Annotated in this window: 23 protein-coding genes; 12 read left to right on the top strand and 11 right to left on the bottom strand. The window is 59.7% G+C overall.

Annotation, left to right across the window (positions count from 1 at the left end):
* The first annotated feature begins 18 nt into the window (after positions 1–18).
* From FHK92_RS03735 to tal, 5 genes are all read left to right on the top strand, one after another.
* Positions 19–189 (top strand): YhfG family protein, encoded by a 171-nt coding sequence (locus FHK92_RS03735; protein ID WP_085987050.1) that lies wholly within the window; start codon positions 19–21, stop codon positions 187–189.
* Positions 189–794: a putative adenosine monophosphate-protein transferase Fic gene (locus FHK92_RS03740; RefSeq protein ID WP_181286885.1), complete on the top strand. Its 606-nt coding sequence runs from the start codon at positions 189–191 to the stop codon at positions 792–794. Before FHK92_RS03735 ends, FHK92_RS03740 begins: the two co-directional genes overlap by 1 nt.
* Before the next feature lie 65 nt (positions 795–859).
* Positions 860–1,582, top strand: a complete 723-nt coding sequence (locus FHK92_RS03745; RefSeq protein ID WP_181286886.1) for a metallophosphoesterase — start codon at positions 860–862, stop codon at positions 1,580–1,582.
* 99 nt (positions 1,583–1,681) lie between these two features.
* On the top strand, positions 1,682–2,677 hold the full coding sequence (gene dusA / locus FHK92_RS03750) for a tRNA dihydrouridine(20/20a) synthase DusA (protein WP_181286887.1): 996 nt from the start codon (positions 1,682–1,684) through the stop codon (positions 2,675–2,677).
* A 178-nt stretch (positions 2,678–2,855) separates the two neighbouring features.
* Positions 2,856–3,782 carry a transaldolase gene (gene tal, locus FHK92_RS03755; protein ID WP_181286888.1) on the top strand — a complete coding sequence of 309 codons (927 nt, stop codon included), beginning with the start codon at positions 2,856–2,858 and terminating at the stop codon, positions 3,780–3,782.
* Between the two features lie 210 nt (positions 3,783–3,992).
* Here the strand turns inward: tal and rssC are convergent, their stop codons facing one another.
* The 3 genes from rssC to FHK92_RS03770 form a co-directional block, all read right to left on the bottom strand.
* On the bottom strand, positions 3,993–4,475 hold the full coding sequence (rssC, locus tag FHK92_RS03760; RefSeq protein ID WP_181286889.1) for an anti-sigma factor antagonist RssC: 483 nt from the start codon (positions 4,473–4,475) through the stop codon (positions 3,993–3,995).
* The gene (gene rssB, locus FHK92_RS03765; protein WP_030139975.1) at positions 4,475–5,656 is read right to left on the bottom strand and encodes a two-component system response regulator RssB; all 1,182 of its coding nucleotides are present in this window, start codon (positions 5,654–5,656) and stop codon (positions 4,475–4,477) included. The genes rssC and rssB overlap by 1 nt, the downstream gene beginning before the upstream one ends.
* A 344-nt stretch (positions 5,657–6,000) precedes the next feature.
* On the bottom strand, positions 6,001–6,690 hold the full coding sequence (locus tag FHK92_RS03770) for an MlaA family lipoprotein (RefSeq protein WP_181286890.1): 690 nt from the start codon (positions 6,688–6,690) through the stop codon (positions 6,001–6,003).
* 200 nt (positions 6,691–6,890) lie between these two features.
* Between FHK92_RS03770 and FHK92_RS03775 the strand changes: the two genes are divergently transcribed.
* Together FHK92_RS03775 and FHK92_RS03780 are read left to right on the top strand one after the other, a co-directional pair.
* Complete coding sequence (locus tag FHK92_RS03775; protein ID WP_181286891.1) at positions 6,891–7,511, top strand: HAD family phosphatase; 621 nt, start codon at positions 6,891–6,893, stop codon at positions 7,509–7,511.
* Between the two features lie 109 nt (positions 7,512–7,620).
* Positions 7,621–7,884 carry a DUF4404 family protein gene (locus FHK92_RS03780; protein ID WP_181286892.1) on the top strand — a complete coding sequence of 88 codons (264 nt, stop codon included), beginning with the start codon at positions 7,621–7,623 and terminating at the stop codon, positions 7,882–7,884.
* 173 nt (positions 7,885–8,057) lie between these two features.
* Here the strand turns inward: FHK92_RS03780 and queF are convergent, their stop codons facing one another.
* Both queF and copI read right to left on the bottom strand, forming a co-directional pair.
* Positions 8,058–8,888 (bottom strand): NADPH-dependent 7-cyano-7-deazaguanine reductase QueF, encoded by an 831-nt coding sequence (gene queF, locus FHK92_RS03785; RefSeq protein WP_181286893.1) that lies wholly within the window; start codon positions 8,886–8,888, stop codon positions 8,058–8,060.
* Positions 8,889–8,948: 60 nt separating this feature from the next.
* Entirely contained in the window at positions 8,949–9,473 is a 525-nt protein-coding gene (copI, locus tag FHK92_RS03790) for a copper-resistant cuproprotein CopI (protein ID WP_181286894.1), read from the bottom strand.
* Between the two features lie 157 nt (positions 9,474–9,630).
* Here copI and FHK92_RS03795 point away from each other — a divergent pair, with 157 nt between their 5' ends.
* Both FHK92_RS03795 and FHK92_RS03800 read left to right on the top strand, forming a co-directional pair.
* The gene (locus tag FHK92_RS03795; RefSeq protein WP_030139969.1) at positions 9,631–10,311 is read left to right on the top strand and encodes a heavy metal response regulator transcription factor; all 681 of its coding nucleotides are present in this window, start codon (positions 9,631–9,633) and stop codon (positions 10,309–10,311) included.
* A complete protein-coding gene (locus tag FHK92_RS03800) occupies positions 10,308–11,657 on the top strand; it encodes a heavy metal sensor histidine kinase (protein WP_181286895.1) in 1,350 nt (449 codons plus the stop codon). Before FHK92_RS03795 ends, FHK92_RS03800 begins: the two co-directional genes overlap by 4 nt.
* A gap of 153 nt (positions 11,658–11,810) precedes the next feature.
* Here FHK92_RS03800 and FHK92_RS03805 read toward each other — a convergent pair whose 3' ends face one another.
* The 3 genes from FHK92_RS03805 to FHK92_RS03815 all read right to left on the bottom strand — a co-directional run bounded on the left by FHK92_RS03805 (position 11,811) and on the right by FHK92_RS03815 (position 15,060).
* The gene (locus tag FHK92_RS03805; RefSeq protein ID WP_181286896.1) at positions 11,811–13,055 is read right to left on the bottom strand and encodes a lipoprotein-releasing ABC transporter permease subunit; all 1,245 of its coding nucleotides are present in this window, start codon (positions 13,053–13,055) and stop codon (positions 11,811–11,813) included.
* A gap of 63 nt (positions 13,056–13,118) precedes the next feature.
* Positions 13,119–13,802: a lipoprotein-releasing ABC transporter ATP-binding protein LolD gene (gene lolD / locus FHK92_RS03810; protein ID WP_181286897.1), complete on the bottom strand. Its 684-nt coding sequence runs from the start codon at positions 13,800–13,802 to the stop codon at positions 13,119–13,121.
* Positions 13,803–13,809: 7 nt separating this feature from the next.
* Entirely contained in the window at positions 13,810–15,060 is a 1,251-nt protein-coding gene (locus FHK92_RS03815; protein ID WP_181286898.1) for a lipoprotein-releasing ABC transporter permease subunit, read from the bottom strand.
* 94 nt (positions 15,061–15,154) lie between these two features.
* Here FHK92_RS03815 and FHK92_RS03820 point away from each other — a divergent pair, with 94 nt between their 5' ends.
* Positions 15,155–15,751: a PilZ domain-containing protein gene (locus tag FHK92_RS03820; protein ID WP_181286899.1), complete on the top strand. Its 597-nt coding sequence runs from the start codon at positions 15,155–15,157 to the stop codon at positions 15,749–15,751.
* Positions 15,748–16,470 (top strand): glycerophosphodiester phosphodiesterase, encoded by a 723-nt coding sequence (locus FHK92_RS03825; protein WP_030139963.1) that lies wholly within the window; start codon positions 15,748–15,750, stop codon positions 16,468–16,470. The genes FHK92_RS03820 and FHK92_RS03825 overlap by 4 nt, the downstream gene beginning before the upstream one ends.
* Positions 16,471–16,512: 42 nt before the next feature.
* On the opposite strand, the gene sthA is transcribed toward FHK92_RS03825, so the two are convergent.
* Complete coding sequence (sthA, locus tag FHK92_RS03830; RefSeq protein WP_003183399.1) at positions 16,513–17,907, bottom strand: Si-specific NAD(P)(+) transhydrogenase; 1,395 nt, start codon at positions 17,905–17,907, stop codon at positions 16,513–16,515.
* 347 nt (positions 17,908–18,254) lie between these two features.
* The gene (locus tag FHK92_RS03835) at positions 18,255–19,241 is read right to left on the bottom strand and encodes an FAD:protein FMN transferase (RefSeq protein ID WP_258232577.1); all 987 of its coding nucleotides are present in this window, start codon (positions 19,239–19,241) and stop codon (positions 18,255–18,257) included.
* A gap of 230 nt (positions 19,242–19,471) precedes the next feature.
* On the opposite strand from FHK92_RS03835, the gene FHK92_RS03840 reads away from it, so the two are divergent.
* Positions 19,472–20,770, top strand: a complete 1,299-nt coding sequence (locus FHK92_RS03840; protein WP_181286901.1) for an MFS transporter — start codon at positions 19,472–19,474, stop codon at positions 20,768–20,770.
* A gap of 165 nt (positions 20,771–20,935) precedes the next feature.
* Here FHK92_RS03840 and FHK92_RS03845 read toward each other — a convergent pair whose 3' ends face one another.
* Entirely contained in the window at positions 20,936–22,399 is a 1,464-nt protein-coding gene (locus FHK92_RS03845; protein ID WP_181286902.1) for a glyceraldehyde-3-phosphate dehydrogenase, read from the bottom strand.
* Positions 22,400–22,470: the final 71 nt, after the last annotated feature.

Consider the following 22,470-nt stretch of genomic DNA (forward strand, 5'->3'; position numbering starts at 1 on the left):
GATTCGAGGTCCAACCCCATGGGCACTGTCAGCCTTGAAACAAAAAAGGCCTACGCGGCCAGGACGCGCAGGTCCAACTACGCGGCCAGCCTGCGCCTGGAAGGTTTCAAAGTGTCTTTCGAGGACGGCGAACGCAAGCTGCCTTCCCGTGAAGATGTCTTGAAAACCTTCACCAAGACCCGAGCCTGATGCCGGACAAATATGGCGTCGGCGAGGACGCCTACTGTTATCCCGGCTCCACGGTCCTGCGCAACAAACTCGATATCCGCGACGAACCCACGCTGGGCGAAGCCGAACAACAACTCTCGGCCATTGCGGCAAGCAACGTCGAATTCACCCCTCCTCCTTACAATCTGGCTTACCTCCAGAATATCCATCGCGCATTGTTCGCCGACTTGTTCGAATGGGCCGGACAGTTGCGGACCGTCGGCATGGCGAAGCAAGACACGCGCTTCTGCCAACCGGAATACATGGAAAAGGAAGCCAACAAAATCTTTGCCAAGATGGCAGCGGCGAACTGGTTCGAAGAATTGGACCGGGCAAAACTGATAGTGGCCGTGGCGGATGCATACTCCGATATCAACGTCATTCATCCCTTCCGCGAAGGCAACGGCCGCGCCCAACGCATCCTGTTCGAGCACCTCATCATGAACGCCGGGTTCGAAATCAGTTGGTGGGGCATCGAAAAGGACGAATGGATCAGCGCCAATATCGCGGCCTATAACTGCGTACTCGAGCCTATGGAAACGGTTTTCAAGAAGTGCATTGGACAGCCGATACAATCCCGACCATAAGTTATCTGCACTTCCTCGCTTAAGTGATACATTCCGTGCCAGCCCACCCTGCCGAAACCCTCTGTATGTACCGGATTGCCTCCTTCCCGCCAAACGAGCAAGGCCGAGACTTTGTCGTGGGCGACGTACATGGGCATTTCAAGCTTTTGGCGAAGGCCTTGGACAACCTCGAATTCAATACGGAAATAGACCGGATTTTTTCCGTAGGCGACCTCATCGATCGCGGCCCTGACTCCGAAGATGTATTGAATTGGCTTGGAAAACCCTGGTTTCACGCGGTACGCGGCAACCATGAACAAATGGTGATCGACGGCATCTGCGGCCACGGAGACAAACCCAGGCACATCCGCAACGGCGGAGCCTGGCTCTATGAATTGAACCCGGCCATCCAAGACCAGCTTCTAAAAGCCCTTGGAGAGCTTCCACTCATTATCGAAATCGACTTATTGGCTGATAAAACGATTGGAATCGTACATGCCCAAGCGCCGTTTTTCGGGCTGAATAAAGATTGGCAAAGTGCGAAAGACGCAATTACCGGGGCACTCGGAAAGCAGGTTCAACAACAAGCCTTGGCGGAAGCCCTGTATGCCCGGGACAAGATCGAACAGCAGGACCCAACATCAATCAAAGGCATCCACGAACTCTATGTAGGACATTCAACCGTCCCCACCGTCACGCGCCTCGGCAATGTTGTTTACGTGGACACGGGCTGCTCTTTTTCCGACGGAGCACTGAGCCTGGTGGAAATCAGCAGCCAATCCGTTCTCAGCATAGGCATGACGCAGTGAGGTAACGGACTGCCTCATTCACCGATCAGGCCCGACCGCATTCGCTGCCGTCCCATACCTGATAAACTGTGCGCCCTTCGCATTCGCTTCCAGATTCCCATGCCTCTTCAAGAAACTTCGCAACAGTCCGTGTCCCGCCGCTTCAGCGTGGCCCCGATGATGGATTGGACTGACGCGCACTGCCGCTACTTCCTGCGCATCCTCTCCAAACACGCCCTGCTCTACACCGAAATGGTCACCACCGGCGCCCTGCTCAACGGCGACCACGAACGCTTCCTGCGCCACCACGAAACCGAACACCCATTGGCCCTGCAGTTAGGCGGTAGCGTTCCCGGCGACTTGGCCGCCTGCGCCCGTATGGCCCAGGAACATGGCTACGACGAGGTCAATCTCAACGTCGGCTGCCCAAGCGATCGGGTGCAGAACAACATGATCGGCGCGTGCCTGATGGGGCATCCAGAATTGGTGGCCGATTGCGTGAAGGCGATGCGGGATGCGGTGTCGATCCCGGTGACGGTGAAGCATCGGATCGGGATCAATGGTCGCGACAGCTACGAGCAGTTGTGCGAGTTCGTCGGGACGGTACGTGACGCTGGCTGCAACAGTTTTACCGTGCACGCACGGATTGCGATCCTGGAGGGGTTGTCGCCGAAAGAGAATCGCGACATCCCGCCGTTGCGTTACGACGTGGTAGCGCGGTTGAAAGCGGATTTCCCCGAGCTGGAAATCGTGCTCAACGGCGGGATCAAGACGCTGGAGGCCTGCCACGAGCACCTGCAAACGTTTGACGGTGTCATGTTGGGTCGCGAGGCCTATCACAACCCGTATCTGCTGGCCGAAGTGGATCAGCAGTTGTTTGGCAGCACTGCACCCATCATCACTCGGGCCGAGGCCTTGGCAAAGCTGCGGCCGTATATTGCCGATCACTTGGCCAATGGCGGTGCCATGCACCACATCACCCGCCACGTACTGGGGTTGGGCACTGGATTCCCGGGGGCGCGGCGGTTCCGGCAGTTGTTGTCGGTGGATATCCACAAGACTCAGGATCCGTTGGCGTTGCTGGACCAGGCGGGGCAGTTGCTTGAAGGGCGTTAACCGTCACTTGCTTTGAACCTGCGCGCGGTTTTGGCATCGTATCTACCGACAGTTGCCCCGGCCATTCAAACAGCCGTTTCCAGGTTGTTGCCGCTGGGGCCATCGATACCTCTTCACGCCCTTGAGTGGCTGCCGGCCCTCGGGTAATGTCAACGGACCCATAGGACAGAGCACGCTCATGACTTCCAAGCTGGAACAACTCAAGCAGTTCACTACCGTCGTGGCCGATACTGGCGACTTCGAAGCCATCGCCCGCATCAAGCCCGTCGACGCCACCACCAACCCTTCCCTGCTGCTCAAGGCTTCGGCAATGCACGGTTATGCCGAATTGCTCAACGCCTGCGTGGCGGACTGCAAGGGCGACGTAGGCCTGGCCAGCGACCGCTTTGGCGTCGCGGTGGGGCAAGAAATCCTTAAAGTGATTCCAGGGCGAATTTCCACCGAAGTGGATGCGCGCCTTTCCTTCGACACCGAAGCCATGTTGAAGCGTGCGCATCGTCTGGTCGACCTGTACGAAAAAGCCGGTATTGGCCGGGATCGCGTATTGATCAAGATCGCGTCGACCTGGGAAGGTATCCGCGCCGCCGAAAAACTGGAGCGCGAAGGCATCCAGTGCAACCTGACGCTCCTATTTTCCTTCGCCCAGGCCGCGGCCTGTGCCGACGCCGGGGTGTTCCTGATCTCGCCGTTCGTGGGCCGTATCTATGACTGGTACAAGAAGGCCAACGGCAACGACTACACCGGCGCCGATGATCCGGGTGTGCAGTCCGTCACGCGCATCTACAACTACTACAAGTCCAATGACTACAAGACCGTGGTCATGGGCGCCAGCTTCCGCAATCTCAATCAGATCGAGCAGTTGGCCGGTTGCGACCGCTTGACCGTCAGCCCTGAGTTGCTGGAAAAACTGGCCGCCGACGAGGGCAAGCTGGATCGCAAACTGGCGCCTGGGCAAGCTGGAGAAGCGCGCCTGAGCCTCAACGAAGCGCAATTCCGCTGGTTGTCCAACGAGGACGCCATGGCGACCGAGAAACTGGCTGAAGGCATTCGCCAGTTCGCCCGGGACCAGGAAAAGCTGGAAGCGTTGCTGCAAGCCAAGCTTTAAGCTGACTCGCAGGCATGCAAAAGGGCGAACCTTGGTGGGTTCGCCCTTTTTTATTCTGTTGCTTTAGAAATGTGGCGGCTCGACAAATGCCATCGCGAGCAAGCTCGCTCCCACAGATATGTAGCGCTCCCTTAACCGAGCCCAACCGATAACCCTGTGGGAGCGAGCTTGCTCGCGATGAGGCCGGATCAGCCTACAAAAAAACCAGAATCAAGGCCGCTCCAAAGCATTCACCAGGTCATGGAACGCTTCACGATTGGAATCGTTCAGCCCCATGAGGATCTTGTGGGCTTCAAGCACCTTGATCCGCACTTCTTCTTCGGACTGGTCCTGATCAGGCAGGTCGTCCAGGCATTCCGGACACGGAACCGGATCGCCAACGATGTTGAACACCTGGTCGAAGCCCATCGATTGAAGAAGACGGGTAATGTCGTTGTGGGTGGTGACGACAGTCGGCAGAAGGCCGACCTTTTGCCGCGACAGGATCGACAGCTTGGCCAGCAGGCCCAGGGTGGTGCTGTCGATGCTGCGGGTTTCGGTCAGGTCGATCACGATGGCGTTGAAGTTCAGCGCGGTGAAGATCTTCTCGATTGTCGCATCCAGCGCCGAACACAAGGTCAGGCGCACTTCACCGACAAACTTCAGGACAAAGGTGCCGTCCTGCTCGGCGAACTGGATTCTACCGGTACTCATCAAAGGTTCCTGCTCAACACTAACAGGGCGATATCATCCGGCATCTCCCCTAGCGTGGCTAATCCAAACACTTGGCGCAGGCCTTCCAGGCTGCCGCCCGCTGCACTTACCCGTTCGGGCAAGGCCGCTTCTTTCTCTTTGAGTGTAGGTTCTGACAAAAGGTCCAGAATGCCATCAGACATCAGCGTCAGGCTGAACGTCGGTGGCAGCTCCAGAATGTGGTCCTCATAGGTGGCCTCGTTGAACAGACCTACCGGCAAACCACGTCCTTCCAGATAACGAACGCTGTCAGGTGTGTACAACACAGGCAACGGCAGGTGACCGCCGATGCTATACGTCAACAAACCAGTCTCCTCGTCGATGACTCCACCGACCATCGTGACGTGTTTGCCCAGCTTACAACTGATCAGGCCTCGGTTGATATGCCCGAGGACTTCCGAAGGCTTGAATTCCGGCAAGGTACCGTTGCGCTTGGATTCGAACAACAGGCGCGTGGTCATGAACTTCAGCAATACCGTCACGAATGCCGACGAAGCGCCGTGACCGGAAACATCCGCCAGGTAGAACGCCACTCGTCGCTCATCGACGCGGAAATAGTCCACGAAATCGCCCGACAGGTATAACGACGGGATGATCTGGTGGGCAAAACGGAAATCGTCGACGGTCCAAGGGCTGACCGGCAGCATGTTCATCTGCACCTGGCGCCCGGCGTTCTGGTCTTCCTGCAGCAGGTTCAGGCTGGCTTCGAGCTCGCGATTGGCGGTTTCCAGCTTTTCGCGGTAGCGCTGGTTTTCCACAAGCAGGCGTGAACGGTCCAAGGCGCGGCGCACCGAATGCTCGAGCACCGCGAGGTCTTCAAGGGGCTTGATCAGGTAATCCGCCGCACCCAGGCGCAAGGCCTCGACCGCGTCGTTCATGACGCCCGCGCCCGACACCACGATCACTGGGGTCTGCGAGGAAATCTCGGTGACCTGGCGAATGAGTTCGAGTCCGCCCATCTGCGGCATGCGCAGGTCGCAGATGACCAGGTCGGGCTTCTCTTGTTCGAATACCTGAAGACCTTGTTGGCCGTTACTGGCCTGCAAGACGCTGAAACCACTGTCTTCCAAGTAGGCGGCGAGACTGGCTCGCACCACTTCGTCATCATCGATTATCAGCAGCGTGGCACTGGTTTTTGGCATGTGGGCAAACGGCGCCAGAATTAGGTTGGCGTAGCGGGCTGGGCGGTATGGCCTGGCACGCACTACTGGATTCGCTTTCTAGCCTCTCTGTTGCACTGGTTCAGGCCTTTGCCCTACACGCAATTTCATCAGAGGTGCCCTTCTAAGGCGCAGACGGTACTCCCATCCGCGGGGCGTTTCAAGCTCATGCAGACGGCCGCTTGCCGTCGTCATTTGTCAAAGTACAGAGAGTTATAAGAACCGAGCGAAGCGTAACTCAATGGAAGGATCAAACCCGTCCAGACATGACGTCAATGCACAGAAGGCGGCCTTTCGGGCCGCCTTCCGCGTTCTACAGGACGAAATCAAAAATCGTCTTCGACCTGGCCATCCTTGACCTTGAATTCGCGGTTCTGCAGGAAGGCATTGCGAATGAAGACATATTTGTCGCCGCTCACCAGCTTTTCCGCGGACAACAGGCTGGCGCGGGTATCGACGATATTCAGGCCCCAGATCGAATTGCGCACCGAAACGTTGTCGATGTAGGGATAAGGCGTGGTGTAGCTGTCCACCAGCTTGGCCGGCGCATCACGCAAGGTGCTCGGCCCCAGCAACGGCAGCATCACGTACGGCCCGCTGCCCAACCCCCAATAGCCTAGGGTCTGGCCAAAATCCTCATCACTGCGCTGCAGGCCCATTTGAGTGCCCACGTCAAAGAAGCCCAGCAGGCCGAAAGTGCTGTTGAAGATCAATCGGGCGGTGTCCACCCCAGCGGCGGCCGGCTTGGCTTGCAGCACGTTGTTGGCCAGGTTGCCGACATCGCCGATGTTGCGGAACATGTTGTGGATGCCGTCCTCGAGGAACTGCGGCGTCACGTATTGATAACCCTGGGCCAGCGGCTTGAGCGCGTAGGTATCAAGGGTGTCGTTGAACGTGAAGATGGGACGGTTGATGCTTTCCCAAGGGTCTTCTTCCGTAGCGGCCTGACTGGCGAACGGCACCAGCAGGACGCTGGCGGAAAGACACAGCTGAGCTAGACGATGGCTCCAGCGCATAGGGAAGAACTCCTTGGATTGATCAGGCAAGGGCGCCGAGCCCAGGCGGTGAGGCCGATAGTATAAGACGGAACACACGGATAGGCAGCATTGAAAAAGAAGCTTCTGTAGGAAGATTCCACAACGCGCCGCGTTAATTTTCCTGTCACCGGACTGTCATCGCGGCCCGTTAGGCTGCGAGTTATTTCAAGGACGTTCCCATGCCGCGCGCTGAAGCCCTGCCCCTCCTCGCTCCCAGTCTAACCGCCGTACTGTTCGGCCTGAGCGGATGCCTGGTGGATTTCGGGTCGCGTACTCGCCGATCAGGGGCAACGTCAGCAGATCACGCCCAACCGACACCCGGTGCCCTGGAAAGCCTACAACGCTTGCAGCACCTGAATATTCCGTGCGCATGGCTCGACGAATTGCCTCCTGCCATCAGTCATCGGCTGGCAGCTGCATTGCCTGGGTCCATCAAGGCGCCGCAACTTCCCGCAACAAATAATCCTTGGCCAGCGCCACATGCCTGTTGGCAAGCGCTGATGGCGTTGGATGTTCAGCAGCTGGACGGCTGTGTATTGGTCAGCGGCGAGCCAAGGCTGCTGCAATCAGGGCTCAACGCGGGATTATGGACCATCGGATTGGCCTCCTGCGGCTCGTTGTGCGGCCTGTCGCCGGCCGAGTGGCAAGCCCTGAGCCAACAAGACCGGGAGATCAAGCGCGCCAAGGCGACCGTGCAATTGTTCAGTCTAGGCGTGCATTCGGTGATCGATCACCTGGGCGAGCTGGATACCTGCCTGGCCGACATCAGCCTGCGCAGGCAAAAAGGCGAGAAGCCCTGACCAGGATCATGCAGGGCGCCTGAGTGTGGATTACTCTTAAGGCAAGCCACGGACTTTTGACGCAGCGTCGCGGTCCATGGCAGTGCCTATCAATAAAGGGAGTACGCCAATGCCTGCCCGCGACTTGCAAGAACAGCTCAACACACTGCGCGAGCAATTGGACCAGAACCCGCCGCTATCTGAGCCAGAGCGCGAACATCTGCACGAGTTAATGGCGCAGATCGAATCCCAGATCGAACTGGAAAATCACCTGCAGGACAACAATCTGGTCGACGGGGTGAACCTGGCCGTAGAGCGTTTTGAAGTGGAACATCCAACTATCGCTGGAACGCTGCGCAACATCGTCAATACCTTGGGCAGCATGGGAATCTGAACCTTCCAAACACCTGAAAGCCCCGCTAGCGATAGCGGGGCTTTTTAGTTCAACGCTTTGGAAAAACGATCCCTTGTGGGAGCTAGCTTGCTCGCGATAGCGATATGTCGGTCAAATACGATTTTGAATGTGTCGCCCTCATCGCGAGCAAGCTCGCTCCCACAGTCAGCGCTTTATTGGCGGACCAGGCGATGGTTCGGCAACGTCACCTCTTCAGTGCTGCGGTACGGATTGATATCTAACCCACCACGCCGCACGTACCGCGCATACACGGTCAATTTCTCCGGTTTGAGCAAGCGTTGCAGGTCGAGAAAGATCCGCTCGACGCACTGCTCATGGAAATCCGAATGCTGGCGGAAGCTGACGATGTAGGCCAGCAGGCTGGCATGATCCAGCGCCGCGCCACGGTACTCCACCGCCACGCTGCCCCAATCCGGCTGGCTCGTCACTGGGCAGTTGGACTTCAGCAGATGGCTGTGCAGGCTTTCCTCGACGATGCGCGAGCCATCACAACGCAGCAGCTCCGGACGCGGATGCTCGTAGGAGTCGACGCTGATGTCCAATTCGTCAATGCAAAACCCGGGCAGCGCCACAACGCCTTCGCTCTCTACATCCTTGAGGCTGCGAATGCGCACGGCCACCGGTTTGCCCGCCGCTGTCGATAGATCCTGGCGCAAGGTCGCTTCCAGGCTGGCACTGTCGGCGAACGGCGTCTGGTTCAACGAGTTCAGGTACAGCTTGAAGGACTTGGATTCGATGATGTTCGGCGAATCCGCCGGGATGGCGAACTCACCGATGGCCACCACTGGCTTGCCGGACGGCAACAGCCACGACAATTCGAAGCAGTTCCAGAAGTCCACGCCTTTATAGGGCAGGGTCTCGGCCGTCAGCCCCAACTCCGCCCACTTTGCGATACGCGGGATAGGGAACAGCAATGACGGCGTGTACGTAGCGATGTATTCGCTGGATTTGCCCAACGGCGAATGTTCGGCTGCGGGATGCATGATGGAAACCTGACTGAAGAATCAGCGGATTCTACCAGCCTTTGCCACCGCCTTGAGCGCTTACTGACTGACTGTCAGGTCGCCTTTCATCCCGGCTTGATAATGACCGGGCACATTGCAGGCGAACTCCAGGCGCGTGGCCTTGCTGAAGGTCCAAGTCAATTCGCCGGTCTTGCCTGGCTGCACCAGCACGCTGTTGGGGTCGTCGTGACTCATCCCGGCTTTATTCCCGTGGCCCATCGCGGCATGGTCCATGCCCGATTGCATTCCGGTTGGCGACAACATGCCGTCTTGTTGCATCTTGAGCATCTCCTGCTGGTGCTCCGCGTGCATCGCCGCATCGCCCAAATTGAACTCATGCAACAACTGGCCTTTGTTGATCAGTACAAACCGCACCGTCTCGCCGGCCTTGATGTCCAGCGCCTTGGGATTGAATGACATGTCGCCCATCACCACTTCGATGCTGCGACTGGCCTTGGCTGCCGGCGCGGGCTGGCCGAAATCAAAGTGGCCCGGCGACGCCCAGGACGACACACTCAACGCCAGCGCAGAGGCGGCCAGGACGAGGCGGTTTATCATCAACATGTTCATACTCCAGCAAAATAAGGTTCAACTTGCCGAAGACTCTAAGCAGGCGCGACTGCCAGTTGACTGACATTTGCATTACAAGTTTGTCAGCTTGGCCCGCCCGCTCGCGCGCCACGGTATAACGCCTCCGTTCAAACACAGCCTCGAGCCGCCCATGAAACTGCTGATTGTCGAAGACCAACTGAAAACCGGCCAATACCTGCGCCAAGGCTTGAGCGAAGCCGGGTTCAACGCCGATCTGGTGGCCGACGGCATCACCGGCCAGCAATTGGCCCTGAGCGATGAATACGCGCTGCTGATTCTCGACGTGATGCTGCCCGGTCGCGATGGCTGGCAGATCCTGCAAGCCGTGCGCGGGGCCGGCCTGGACACGCCGGTGCTGTTTCTCACCGCGCGCGATGCGGTACAGGACCGCGTGCATGGCCTGGAACTGGGCGCCGATGATTACCTGGTCAAGCCCTTTGCTTTTTCCGAACTGCTGGCCCGGGTGCGCAGCCTGTTGCGCCGTGGCAGTTCGACACCCCAGGAAACCAGCCTGCAACTGGCGGACCTGCGCCTGGATCTGATTCGTCGTCGCGTTGAGCGCAGCGGCCGACGCATCGATTTGACTGCAAAGGAGTTCGCCTTGCTGGAGATGCTGCTGCGGCGCCAGGGCGAAGTATTGCCAAAGTCGCTGATCGCCTCGCAAGTCTGGGACATGAATTTCGACAGTGACACCAACGTCATCGAGGTAGCGATCCGCCGCCTGCGGCTCAAGGTCGACGATGAATTTCCCAACAAGCTGATCCACACCGTGCGCGGCATGGGCTATGTCCTTGAAGAGCGCAGCCTGTGAGCCGGTGGTCACTGAGCAATCGGTTGGCGCTGCTTTTCGCCGCCTGCGCCGCCGTCGTGTCGTTGTTTGCAGGCGTGTTGTTCAGCCGCGGCAGCGAGGCTCACTTCGTGGAGCTGGACCGACAACTGCTCGAAACCCAACTGATCGGCGTGCGTCGCGCCGTGCAAGACAACCACGGCCATGACCCCCAAGTTCGCCTGGACGATGAGCTGAGTCGCCAGGCAGACCTGACCTTGCGCATCAAGGACAGCAACGGCGCCCAGTGGCGCGGCAGCCCGATCCCGACGCCGCCCGAACTACCGGAACGCCCCGGCCTGTACACGCTTCGCGATGCCGACAATGACTATCGGGTGCTGAACGCGCCGCTGTACCCCGATCGCACCGATTCACCGCAACTGACCCTGTTGCTGAACATCACCCACCACCAACACTTTCTGCAACGCATGCAGCGGCTTATCTGGCTGACCGTCGGCCTCTCGGCACTGGCCACCGCGCTACTCGGTGCCTGGGCGGCCCGGCGTGGCCTGCGCCCCTTGCGACGCATGGGCGCGATCGCCAGCAGCGTTTCGGCCCGCTCCCTCAATGCCCGATTGCCCGAAGAGCATATGCCCATCGAGCTGGCGGAATTGGCCCGCAGCATCAACGACATGCTCGGACGCCTTGACGATGCGTTTCAACGCCTCTCAGCATTTTCCGCCGACATCGCCCATGAACTGCGCACGCCGCTGTCCAACCTGCTGACCCACACCCAAGTCACCCTCACCCGCGAGCGCTCGCTGGAAGACTATCGCGAAGCACTGCACGGCAATCTCGAAGAACTGCAGTGGATGGCGCAACTGGTCAACGACATGCTGTACCTGGCCAAGGCCGATCATGGTCTGCTGGCGCTCCATCGTGAACCGCTGCAATTGGCCGAGGAAGTGGACCTCTTGCTGGACTTCTTCGCCCCCCTGGCCGAGGACGTCAACGTACGCCTGAGTCGCGACGGCGAGAGCTTGATCGAGGGTGACCGCAACATGCTCCGCCGGGCCCTTTCCAACCTGCTGGACAATGCTCTGCGCTTCACCCCGGTTGACGGCGAAGTGCGGGTGCGAATTGTCGATGAGGCTCAAAAGGTGAGTGTGAGCGTGGGAAACAGTGGCGAGGGGATTTCAACTGATCTGCTGCCGCGCCTGTTCGATCGTTTTTACCGCGCCGACCCGGCCCGCCAGGAAGGCAGCAGCGAACATGCAGGACTTGGGCTGGCCATCACTCGCTCGATCATCCGCGCCCATGGCGGGCAGATTCGCTGCGAATCGGCTGATGGCTGGACGCGGTTCGTGATTGAACTGCCCAAAAATAATTGAAGCCGGACTCAACCCCTGTGGCGAGGGAGCTTGCTCCCGCTGGGCTGCGCAGCAGCCCCAAAATCTCACTAATGATAGGGGCCGTTTAGATTTCTAGGAGCGCTGCGCACTCCAGCGGGAGCAAGCTCCCTCGCCACGAAAGCCTGTCCAGGCTCAGGAATACCGCAACGCCTGCGCCGGTTCGATCTTCGCCGCACGCCACGCCGGGTACACGGTGGCTAGGAAGCTGAGGATGAACCCGGCAGAACAGATCAACACCACATCGCCACGCTGAAGCTCGGAAGGCAGGTTGCTGACGAAATACACGTCGGAGCTGAAAATGTGCTGGCCGCTGACCCGTTCCAGCCAACCCACCAGTTCACTGACATTCAGCGCCGCAATCACCCCCAACACACCGCCAATCAACGTTCCGACAATGCCGATCACCGTGCCCTGGACCATGAAGATCGCCATAATTTGCCGCGGCGTGGCGCCGATGGTGCGCAGGATCGCGATGTCCGCGCCCTTGTCGTTCACCACCATGATCAGCGTGGCGATGATGTTGAACGCCGCCACCGCGACGATCATCAGCAACAGCAAGCCGATCATGGTCTTTTCCATTTTCATGGCGCTGAACAGGCTGCCTTGGGTGTGGGTCCAGTCATCGGCCTTGTAATCCACGCCGAGACCGGTGGCGATGTCACCGGAAACCTTCGGCGCCGCGTACAAGTCCTTCACCGCCAGGCGCACGCTCTGCACCTGGTTTGGCTGCCAATGCTGCATCTGCGCGGCATCGGCCAGGTGGATCAGCGCCATGGAACCATCCAGCTCTGCACCGACCTTGAACACACCGACCACGTTCAGACGCTGCATCCGCGGCGTGATGCCACCCGGCGCGGTGCTGACTTCCGGCACGATCAGGGTGAGCTTGTCGCCAACATTCAGGCGAAAACGCCGGGCCGTGATCTCGCCGATCACCACGCCATATTCACCCGGCTTAAGGGCATCGAGACGTCCCTGGACGATGTGCTGGGCAACGATGGACACTTTGCCTTCCTGGGCGGGGTCAACGCCGCTGATCTGGATCGGCTGCATCGAACCCTTATGGCTGAGCATGCCTTCCATTTCCGTGAACGGAACGGCGGCGGTGACTTCGGGATTTTTCAGCGCGGCGGCGGCCACCGGCTGCCAATCGTCGATCGGGTTGACGCCGACGATAGTGGCATGCGGAACCATGCCGAGGATGCGCGAGCTCATTTCGCGCTGGAAGCCGTTCATTACCGACAACACCACGATCATTGCCAGCACGCCCAGGGCGAGGCCGATCATCGACGTCATGGAGATGAACGAAACAAAGCGATTGCGGCGCTTGGCGCGGGTATAGCGCGTGCCGATGAAAATCGATAACGGTCTGAACATTCGCTGGGCACCGTATGAAAATAAAAGACCCGGCGCCTTGATCAGGCACCGGGTTTCGGTCGGTCAGATGGGCGTCAGGCAACCTTCCTGCAAATGCAGGACGCGGTCCATCTGCCGGGCCAGATTCATGTCGTGGGTGACGACCAGGAACGCGGTACGCATCGACGTGCTGAGTTCCAGCATCAAGTCCTGGATACCTTGGGCGGTATGGGAGTCGAGGTTGCCGGTGGGCTCGTCGAGCATCACCAGGCCCGGCTTGTTGACCAGCGCCCGGGCAATCGCCACGCGCTGGCGCTCGCCACCGGACAGTTCGGCCGGCTTGTGCTCAAGGCGATGCCCCAGCCCTACCCGCTCCAGCAATGCCGTGGCGCGCTGGCGCGCCTCGGGGATCGCCGTGCGTCCGATCAACAGCGGCATGCAGACGTTTTCCAGGGCGGTGAACTCTGGCAGCAAATGGTGGAACTGGTAGACGAAACCCAGGGAACGGTTACGCAGCAGGCCGCGGGCCTTCTCGTTCAGCGCCGACAGTTCTTCACCTGCCAGCCAGACACTGCCGGAGGTTGGCGTATCCAGCCCACCCAACAGGTTCAGCAAGGTACTTTTGCCCGACCCGGAGGTGCCGACAATCGCCACACGCTCGCCTGGATGCAGCTCCAGTTGCAGGCCCGACAACACCACCACCGACTCCGGGCCTTCCTCGTAGGATTTGCCCAGGTTGCGGCAGCTCAAGATCGCTTTTTCACTCATGCCCGACTCACTCATAACGTAACGCCTCCGCAGGCTGGGTGCGCGCGGCACGCCAGGCTGGATACAGGGTGGCGAGGAAACTCAGGACCAACGCGGCGCCGCAGACCATCAACACGTCATCGGCCTGCAGTTGCGATGGCAGGTAGTCGATGAAATACACGTCGGCGTTGAGAAATTTGTGTCCAATCAGGGTTTCGAGACCGGCAATCGCGGCGCTGACGTTCAGCGCGGCGAACATCCCGACCAGGGCGCCGACAAATGTGCCGATAACGCCAATAACGGTGCCCTGGACCATGAAGATGCGCATGATCTGCCCCGGCGTGGCGCCGAGGGTGCGCAGGATGGCGATGTCGCCCTTCTTGTCATTCACCACCATTACCAGGGTGGAAATGATGTTGAACGCCGCAACCGCGACGATCAGCAACAGCAGCAGGCCGATCATGGCTTTTTCCATGCGGATTGCCTGGTACAGGTTGCCGTGGGTGCGGGTCCAGTCGCGGGCGTAATAACGGTCTTCGCCAAGCTGCTGGGCAATGCTCCAGGCAACGCGTGGCGCCTGGAACAGGTCGTCGAACTTCAACCGCAGGCCCTGGACCTGGTCCGGTTTCCAGCGATGCAGGCGGGCGAGATCCTGGAGATTGGTCACGCCAAGGTAGCCGTCGAGCTCGCCTGCACCCACGTGGAAAATGCCGACCACGGTAAAGCGTTTCATGCGCGGGAACATGCCGCCCGGTGTGACGGTGACTTCCGGCGCGACGAAGGTCAGCTTGTCGCCGATGGCCACGCCGAGCTTGGCCGCGGCCTTGTCGCCGATGACGATGCCGAAGCTGCCCGGCGCCAGGTCATCGAGCTTCCCCTGCTTCATGAAGTTGTCGATGATCGACACCTGCCGCTCCAGCCCCGGGTCGATGCCGTTGAGCAAGACCTTGGAGACCTTGCCGTCGTTGGTCAGCAACCCTTGCATCTGGGTGAACGGCGCGACGGCCAGCACCTGCGGGTTCTGCTTGACCTTGGCGGCCAGGCTCGGCCAATCGCTGATGGCGTCGCCGGATTCGAGTGTCGCGTGGGGCACCATGCCCAGCACGCGGGTGCGCATTTCATGATCGAAGCCGTTCATCACCGACAGCACGACGATCATCACGACCACGCCAAGGGCCAATCCGATGATAGAGGTCAGGGAAATGAACGATACGAAATGATTGCGACGCTTTGCACGGGTATAACGCGTGCCGATGAATACGAAGAGAGGTCTGAACATGTCGGGGCTTGTTCGGAGGGAAAAGGAACGTCCTTGTGGCGGGGGTCACAAACCAGCTTTACACTCAGACCACCGCCGCTACCATGGGTTCGCCATGTCGACATTAGATGAAGAAGATCGCCGCGAATACTACCGTATCGAGGACACGATCGCACTGGAAATTCGGCCCCTGTCCATTCCTGAAGCTGCCAGCCAGGAAGTGTTGCAGGATGAGTCCCCATTGTTCAATCTGCTCAGCGAACTGCACCTGAGCGAATTCGAGTCACAGCACCTGTTGCGCCAGATCAGCGAGCGCGAGCGCAGCATCGCGGCGTACCTCAAGGCGATGAACAAACGCATCGACTTGCTCAGCCAGGTCATCGCCGTGACCGTGCTTGGCGAAATCGGCGAGCCCCAGCCGGTGATCATTTCCGAAGGCGGCATCGACTTCCAATACCCCACTCCCATCGCCGTCGGCGCGCACCTGTCGATCAAGCTGGTGTTGATGCCCCAGGCCCTCGGTCTGTTGTTGCGAGCGCGGGTCACCCATTGCGATCCGAAGGGTGGCGGCTATGACGTCGGCACCGAGTTTGAACACCCGACCGACGCCCAGCGTCAATTGTTGGCCCGCTACATCCTGCAGAAACAGGCGCAAGAACGGCGCCTGGCCCGGGAACTGAACGAATCTGGCATCAATAAGGAAGAACCGTGACCCTCATCTATGGCCACCGCGGCGCCAAGGGCGAAGCACCGGAAAACACCCTCACCGGTTTCCAGGAATGCCTCAAGCACGGCGTGCGCCGATGCGAGCTGGACCTGCATCTATCGATGGACGGCGAGTTGATGGTGATCCACGACCCGACCCTCAAGCGCACCACCGATCGCCGGGGCAAGGTGGTCGAACACACCGCTGCCGAACTGGTCACTTACGATGCACGCAAGGGTGGCCCGGGCTGGATCAAGCCGTGCCCGATTCCGCGACTGGAAGAGCTGTTCGAAAAATGCGATTTCGAGCATTGGCAGCTCGAAGTGAAAAGCGCGTCACGCACCCGCGCCGCCGCCACCGTGCTGGGCATTCGTGAAATGGCCCAACGCTTCGGGCTGCTGGACAGGATCACCATCACCTCCAGTTCCCGGGAAGTGCTCAAGGCCGCCCTGGACCTGACCCCGGACATTTCCCGTGGACTGGTGGCCGAATACGCCTGGCTCGATCCGCTGAAGGTCGCCCAGAGCTACGGCTGCGAGATTCTGGCGTTGAACTGGACCCTGTGCACGCCGGAACGCCTGATCAAGGCGCAGCGCCAGGGGCTGCATGTGTCGGTGTGGACGGTCAACGAGCCCGCGCTCATGCGCAGGCTCGCCGATTTTGGCGCTGACAGCCTGATTACAGACTTTCCCGGTTTGGCCACTGCCACCCTCGAGAATTGCTGAAATCGGTCTCCCCGGCCGGCTCAGGCCACCGGCCGGAGCCGCTCAAAAAAGCCGGTTGAGCCCGTCGTACGCGGCTACCCGATAGGCTTCGGCCATGGTCGGGTAGTTGAACGTGGTGTTGACGAAGTATTTCAGCGTGTTCAGTTCGCCCGGCTGGTTCATGATCGCCTGGCCGATGTGCACGATCTCCGAAGCCTGGTAGCCGAAGCAATGCACGCCCAGTACTTCCAGCGTCTCACGATGGAAGAGGATCTTCAGCATGCCTTGCGGTTCACCAGCGATCTGCGCCCGCGCCATGCTCTTGAAGAAGGCCTTGCCCACTTCATAAGGCACCTTGGCCTGGGTCAACTCTTGCTCGTTCTTGCCGATCGAGCTGATCTCCGGAATGGTGTAGATGCCGGTCGGCACGTCGTTGACGAAACGCCAGCTACCATTGTCGACAATGCTGCCGGCAGCCGAACGGCCCTGGTCGTGGGCGGCACTGGCCAGGCTCGGCCAGCCGATCACGTCACCGGCACCGTAGATGTTCGGCACGCAGGTGCGATAGTTCTCGTCGACTTCGATCTGGCCACGGCTGTTGACCTTCACGCCGATGTTTTCCAGGCCCAGGGTGTCGGTGTTGCCGGTACGACCGTTGCACCAGAGCAAGGCGTCGGCCTTGATCTTCTTGCCGGACTTGAGGTGCAGGATCACGCCGTTGTCGACGCCCTCAACGCGGTCGTAGTCTTCGTTGTGGCGCACGGTGATGTTGTTGTTGCTGAAGTGATAACTCAGGGCCTGGGAAATTTCCGAGTCGAGGAAGCTCAGCAACTGGCCGCGGTTGTCCACCAGCTCCACCAGCACGCCCAGGCCGCTGAAGATCGAGGCATATTCGCAACCGATCACGCCGGCACCGTAGACGATGAGCTTACGCGGGGTGTGACCCAGGCTCAGGATGGTGTCGCTATCGTAGATACGCGCATGGTTGAAATCGATATCGGCCGGGCGATACGGGCGCGAACCGGTGGCGATGATGATGTGCTTGGCCACCAGCTTCTCGACCACACCATTGCCGCAAACCACTTCGACGGTCTGTTCATCGGCGAAGCTGCCGGTGCCGAAGAACACGTCCACACGGTTGCGGGCGTAATAGCCGGTACGCGAGGCCACTTGCTTGGAAATCACCTTCTCGGCGCTCTTGAGCACGTCCGGGAAGGAGAACCAGCGCGGCTCGCCGATGGCGCGGAACATCGGGTTGGTGTTGAACTGCATGATCTGCCGGACCGAGTGACGCAAGGCCTTGGACGGGATGGTGCCCAAGTGGGTGCAGTTGCCGCCGACCTGCCGACGGCTGTCGACCATCGCCACTTTGCGCCCTGCCTTGGCCGCGTTCATTGCCGCGCCTTCCCCAGCAGGGCCGGAACCCAGTACTACCACGTCGTAGTTGTAGACAGCCATGCGTACTCCTCAGAACAGGCCGCGATGCCACGCTTGGCACCGACGGCTAAATCATGCCGGCCGGCGGCATGAAGGAACAATTTGGGGCCGGTTCACGAGCCCGGCCACAGTCTATAGAAGCGTCAACGCCGCGCACATTACCCCTTGGTCGCGCCGTAGGCTAGTTTTGCCTGCGCTATTTCGCCACAGGTAGGCTTTCAGGGCGCTGTCATTGCGCACTCAAAGTTTGCCCGAATCATCGTGGCGAGGGAGCTTGCTCCCGCTTGAGTGCGAAGCGCTCTCAAAAGGGGCCGCTACGCAGCCCAGCGGGAGCAAGCTCCCTCGCCACGGATTCTTTGCTGTACAACCTATTGGGTTTTTCCGCCCACCATCCGTTCAAACGCATCGTTTGTTCGAACGACGAAACGATCATTGTCCCGCAACACGAAAAATACCCCGATACCCTGTTTCTGGGCATAGTCCCAAGCCTCTTCAGGACCGAGAATCAGCAACAGCGTCGATAGTCCATCGGCCATCATCGCTGAAGGATGAATTACCGTGACTGACGCCAGGTTGTGTAGGACCGGAGCCCCCGTGCGCGCATCAAAGGTGTGGGAGTAACGCTTGCCGCCCTGCTCGAAATATTTCCGATAGTCGCCCGACGTTGAAACCCCGTAGCCGTTGACCTCGATGACGCGCTCGGCCACTTGCCGATCATCCCGTGGTTCTTCAAGGGCGATGCGCCAAGGCGAGCCATCCGGCTTGCGCCCGACGGCTTTGAGTTCACCGGTGGCCTCGGCCAGGTAGCTGTCGATGCCCAGGGCCTGGAACCTGGCGGCGATGCGGTCGACAGCGTAACCGGCCGCGATGCTATTGAAATCGACTGCCACGGCGGCGTCCTTGCACAACCGGTCGCCCTCAATGCGTAGATGTCCATGACCCACGCGCCGGCGTACCTCGGTCAAGGCCTCGGCGCTCGGCACCTCTTCTTTACGGGATTGAGGACCGAACCCCCATAGATTCAAGAGTGGCTCAACGGTCAGGTCAAAGGCGCCGCCGCTTTGCGAGGACAATTCCTCGCCCACGCTGATCAATTCGAGAACCGGACCGGGCATCACCAGGCAACTGTCGGAAGGCAACGCATTGAAACGCTCGATGTCCGAGTCGCTGCGGTAGGTGGACAGTTGCCGATCCACTTCGGCGAGGATCCTTTCCACCTCGTCCTGCACCGTTTTCGGACCGGGCGTGGTGACATGCCTGACGTACTGGATGGAATAGTGGCTGCCCATGGTCGGGCCGTCGAAGCGCTCCAGGGTATCGCCGTTGCCACAGGCAGATAACACGCCGGCCAGCATCACAAGCCCTACCCATCGTCCAGTTAACAAATCTTCATCTCCCCTCAAAACCGCGCCGGCCATTATGGGCTACAACGCATGCAAAAAATCCCTGTGGGAGCGAGCCTGCTCGCGAAGGCAACGGACCGATCAACATCAAAGTGACTGACACACCGCCTTCGCGAGCAAGCCCGTCCCCCACAGGGGAGTGCAGCGCATTCATACAAGATTGCCAGAGTGAGTACCTACCCATGTCTTCCAATACGAGCAACGGCAAGGCGATTTTCCGCGTCGTCAGCGGTAACTTCCTCGAGATGTTCGACTTCATGGTCTATGGCTTCTACGCCACGGCCATCGCCAAGACGTTCTTCCCCGCCGACAGTGCGTTCGCCTCGCTGATGCTGTCCCTGGCCACCTTCGGCGCAGGATTCCTGATGCGTCCGCTGGGCGCGATTTTCCTCGGTGCCTACATCGACCGCCACGGCCGCCGCAAAGGCCTGATCATCACTCTGGCACTGATGGCCATGGGCACCATACTGATAGCCTGCGTGCCGGGCTATGCCGTCCTCGGCGTGGCGGCCCCCTTGCTGGTGCTCCTGGGTCGATTGCTGCAAGGTTTTTCCGCTGGCGTGGAACTGGGCGGGGTGTCGGTGTACCTGGCGGAAATCTCCACGCCGGGTCGCAAGGGTTTCTTCGTCAGCTGGCAGTCCGCCAGCCAACAGGCGGCTGTGGTGTTTGCCGGCTTGCTGGGGGTTGGCCTCAATCACTGGCTGAGTCCTCAGGAGATGGGTGACTGGGGCTGGCGCGTACCGTTCCTGGTAGGTTGCATGATTGTTCCGGCGATCTTCATGATCCGGCGCTCGCTGGAAGAAACGCCTGAATTCCAGGCGCGAAAACATCGTCCTACCCTGTCGGAAATTACCCGTTCCATCGGTCAGAACTTCGGTATCGTCCTGGCCGGCATGGCGCTTGTGGTCATGACCACGGTTTCGTTCTACCTGATCACGGCCTACACGCCGACATTTGGCAAGGCCGAATTGAATCTGTCGGATTTGGATGCCCTGCTGGTCACCGTGTGCATCGGCTTGTCGAATTTCTTCTGGCTGCCGGTGATGGGCGCGTTTTCCGACAAGATCGGGCGTAAACCCCTACTGCTGGGGGCAACGATTCTGGCGATCCTGACCGCATACCCGGCGCTGTCCTGGCTGGTGGCGAACCCCAGTTTCGGCCATTTGCTGATCGTCGAGTTGTGGCTGTCCTTCCTGTATGGATCGTACAACGGAGCCACGGTGGTCGCCTTGACGGAAATCATGCCGGTCGAAGTGCGCACCACCGGTTTTTCCCTGGCCTATAGCCTCGCCACCGCCACCTTCGGCGGGTTTACCCCCGCGGCCTGTACCTATCTGATCCACGTGTTGGATAACAAGGCTGCACCTGGTATCTGGCTGAGTGGTGCGGCGGTGTTGGGGTTGATTGCGACCCTGGTGCTGTTCAAGGGCAATCGGCATGAACTGCGCACCGCGCGGGCCTCTATAGTGGGTGGCGCCTGATAAATCGTCATCGCGAGCAAGCTCGCTCCCACAGTTGACCGAGTTGTTGCTGATGTATGCGGTCCAATGTGGGAGCTTGCTCGCGATGAGGCCCGCCCAAACACAGCAAATCCCAGACAAAAAAACGCCCCGACAAGTCGGGGCGTTTTCATTTGCAGCTAAGGCTTAGCGCGGGAAAGCAGGCGGATTCACATCAGCCATGTCTTCCATCACGCGAACGACCTGGCAGCTATAGCCGAACTCGTTGTCGTACCAGACGTACAGAACAACGCGGTTGTCCTGGACGATGGTCGCTTCAGCGTCGACAACACCGGCGTGGCGCGAGCCCACGAAGTCGGTGGACACCACTTCCTGCGAGTTGACGAAGTCGATTTGCTTATGCAGATCGGAGTGCAGCGCCATGTAGCGCAGGTACTCGTTCATCTCTTCACGGGTGGCGGCCTTCTCGAGGTTCAGGTTGAGAATGGCCATCGACACGTTCGGCGTCGGGACACGGATCGCGTTACCGGTCAGCTTGCCAGCCAGCTCAGGCAGGGCCTTGGCAGCAGCAGTGGCGGCACCGGTCTCGGTGATGACCATGTTCAGCGCGGCGCTACGGCCACGGCGATCGCCCTTGTGGAAGTTGTCGATCAGGTTCTGGTCGTTGGTGTACGAGTGAACGGTTTCAACGTGACCGTTGATGATGCCGAACTTGTCGTTCACAGCCTTGAGCACCGGCACGATGGCGTTGGTGGTGCAGGAAGCGGCGGAAACGATCTTGTCGTCGGCGGTGATGTCGCCGTGGTTGATGCCGTGGACGATGTTCTTCAGCTTGCCCTTGCCAGGCGCGGTCAGGACAACGCGGTCGATACCCGGGCAGGTCAGGTGCTGGCCCAGGCCATCGGCGTCACGCCATACACCGGTATTGTCCACCAGCAATGCGTTCTTGATGCCGTACTGGGTGTAGTCCACCTCGGTCGGGTTCTTCGCGTAGATCACCTGGATCAGGTTGCCGTTGGCGGTGATGGTGTTGTTTTCTTCGTCGATGGTGATGGTGCCGTTGAACGAACCATGGACCGAATCGCGACGCAGCAGGCTGGCGCGCTTGGTCAGATCGTTCTCGGCGCCTTTGCGCACGACGATGGCACGCAGGCGCAGGCCGTCGCCGCCACCGGTTTTCTCGATCAGGATGCGCGCCAGCAGGCGGCCGATACGGCCAAAGCCGTACAGCACGACGTCGGTGCCTTTGCGGGCCGAAACGTTTTGCTGGCCAACCACATCGGCCATTTCCTCACGCACGAACTGCTCGGCGCTACGGCCATTGGCTTCGTTGCGGAATTTGAACGCCAACTTGCCCAGGTCCACCGAGGCCGCGCCGAGCTTGAGCTCGCTCATGGCCTTGAGCAGAGGGAATGTTTCGTGGACGGAGAGTTCGCTGTCGTCGGAAGAGCGGTGGCGAGCAAAGCGGTGGGCTTTGAGGATCGCGATGACAGACTGGTTGATCAGGCTGCGGCCATAGATCGAGCTCACCACGTTGTTATTGCGGTAGAGCTGACCGATGAGAGGGATCATCGCTTCTGCGAGTGCTTCACGATCAATCCATTCACCAAGACACTGGTCGGGCTTCTGAGTCACGGTAACCTTCCACATGTAGGGGCTGAAAAAAGGGGCTACATTATGCCGCCGAGTCCTCGCCGGAGCAATGCGCGCCCGTCGCGCCG

It is taken from the genome of Pseudomonas brassicacearum subsp. neoaurantiaca, from assembly GCF_013608025.1.
GTDB lineage: Bacteria > Pseudomonadota > Gammaproteobacteria > Pseudomonadales > Pseudomonadaceae > Aquipseudomonas.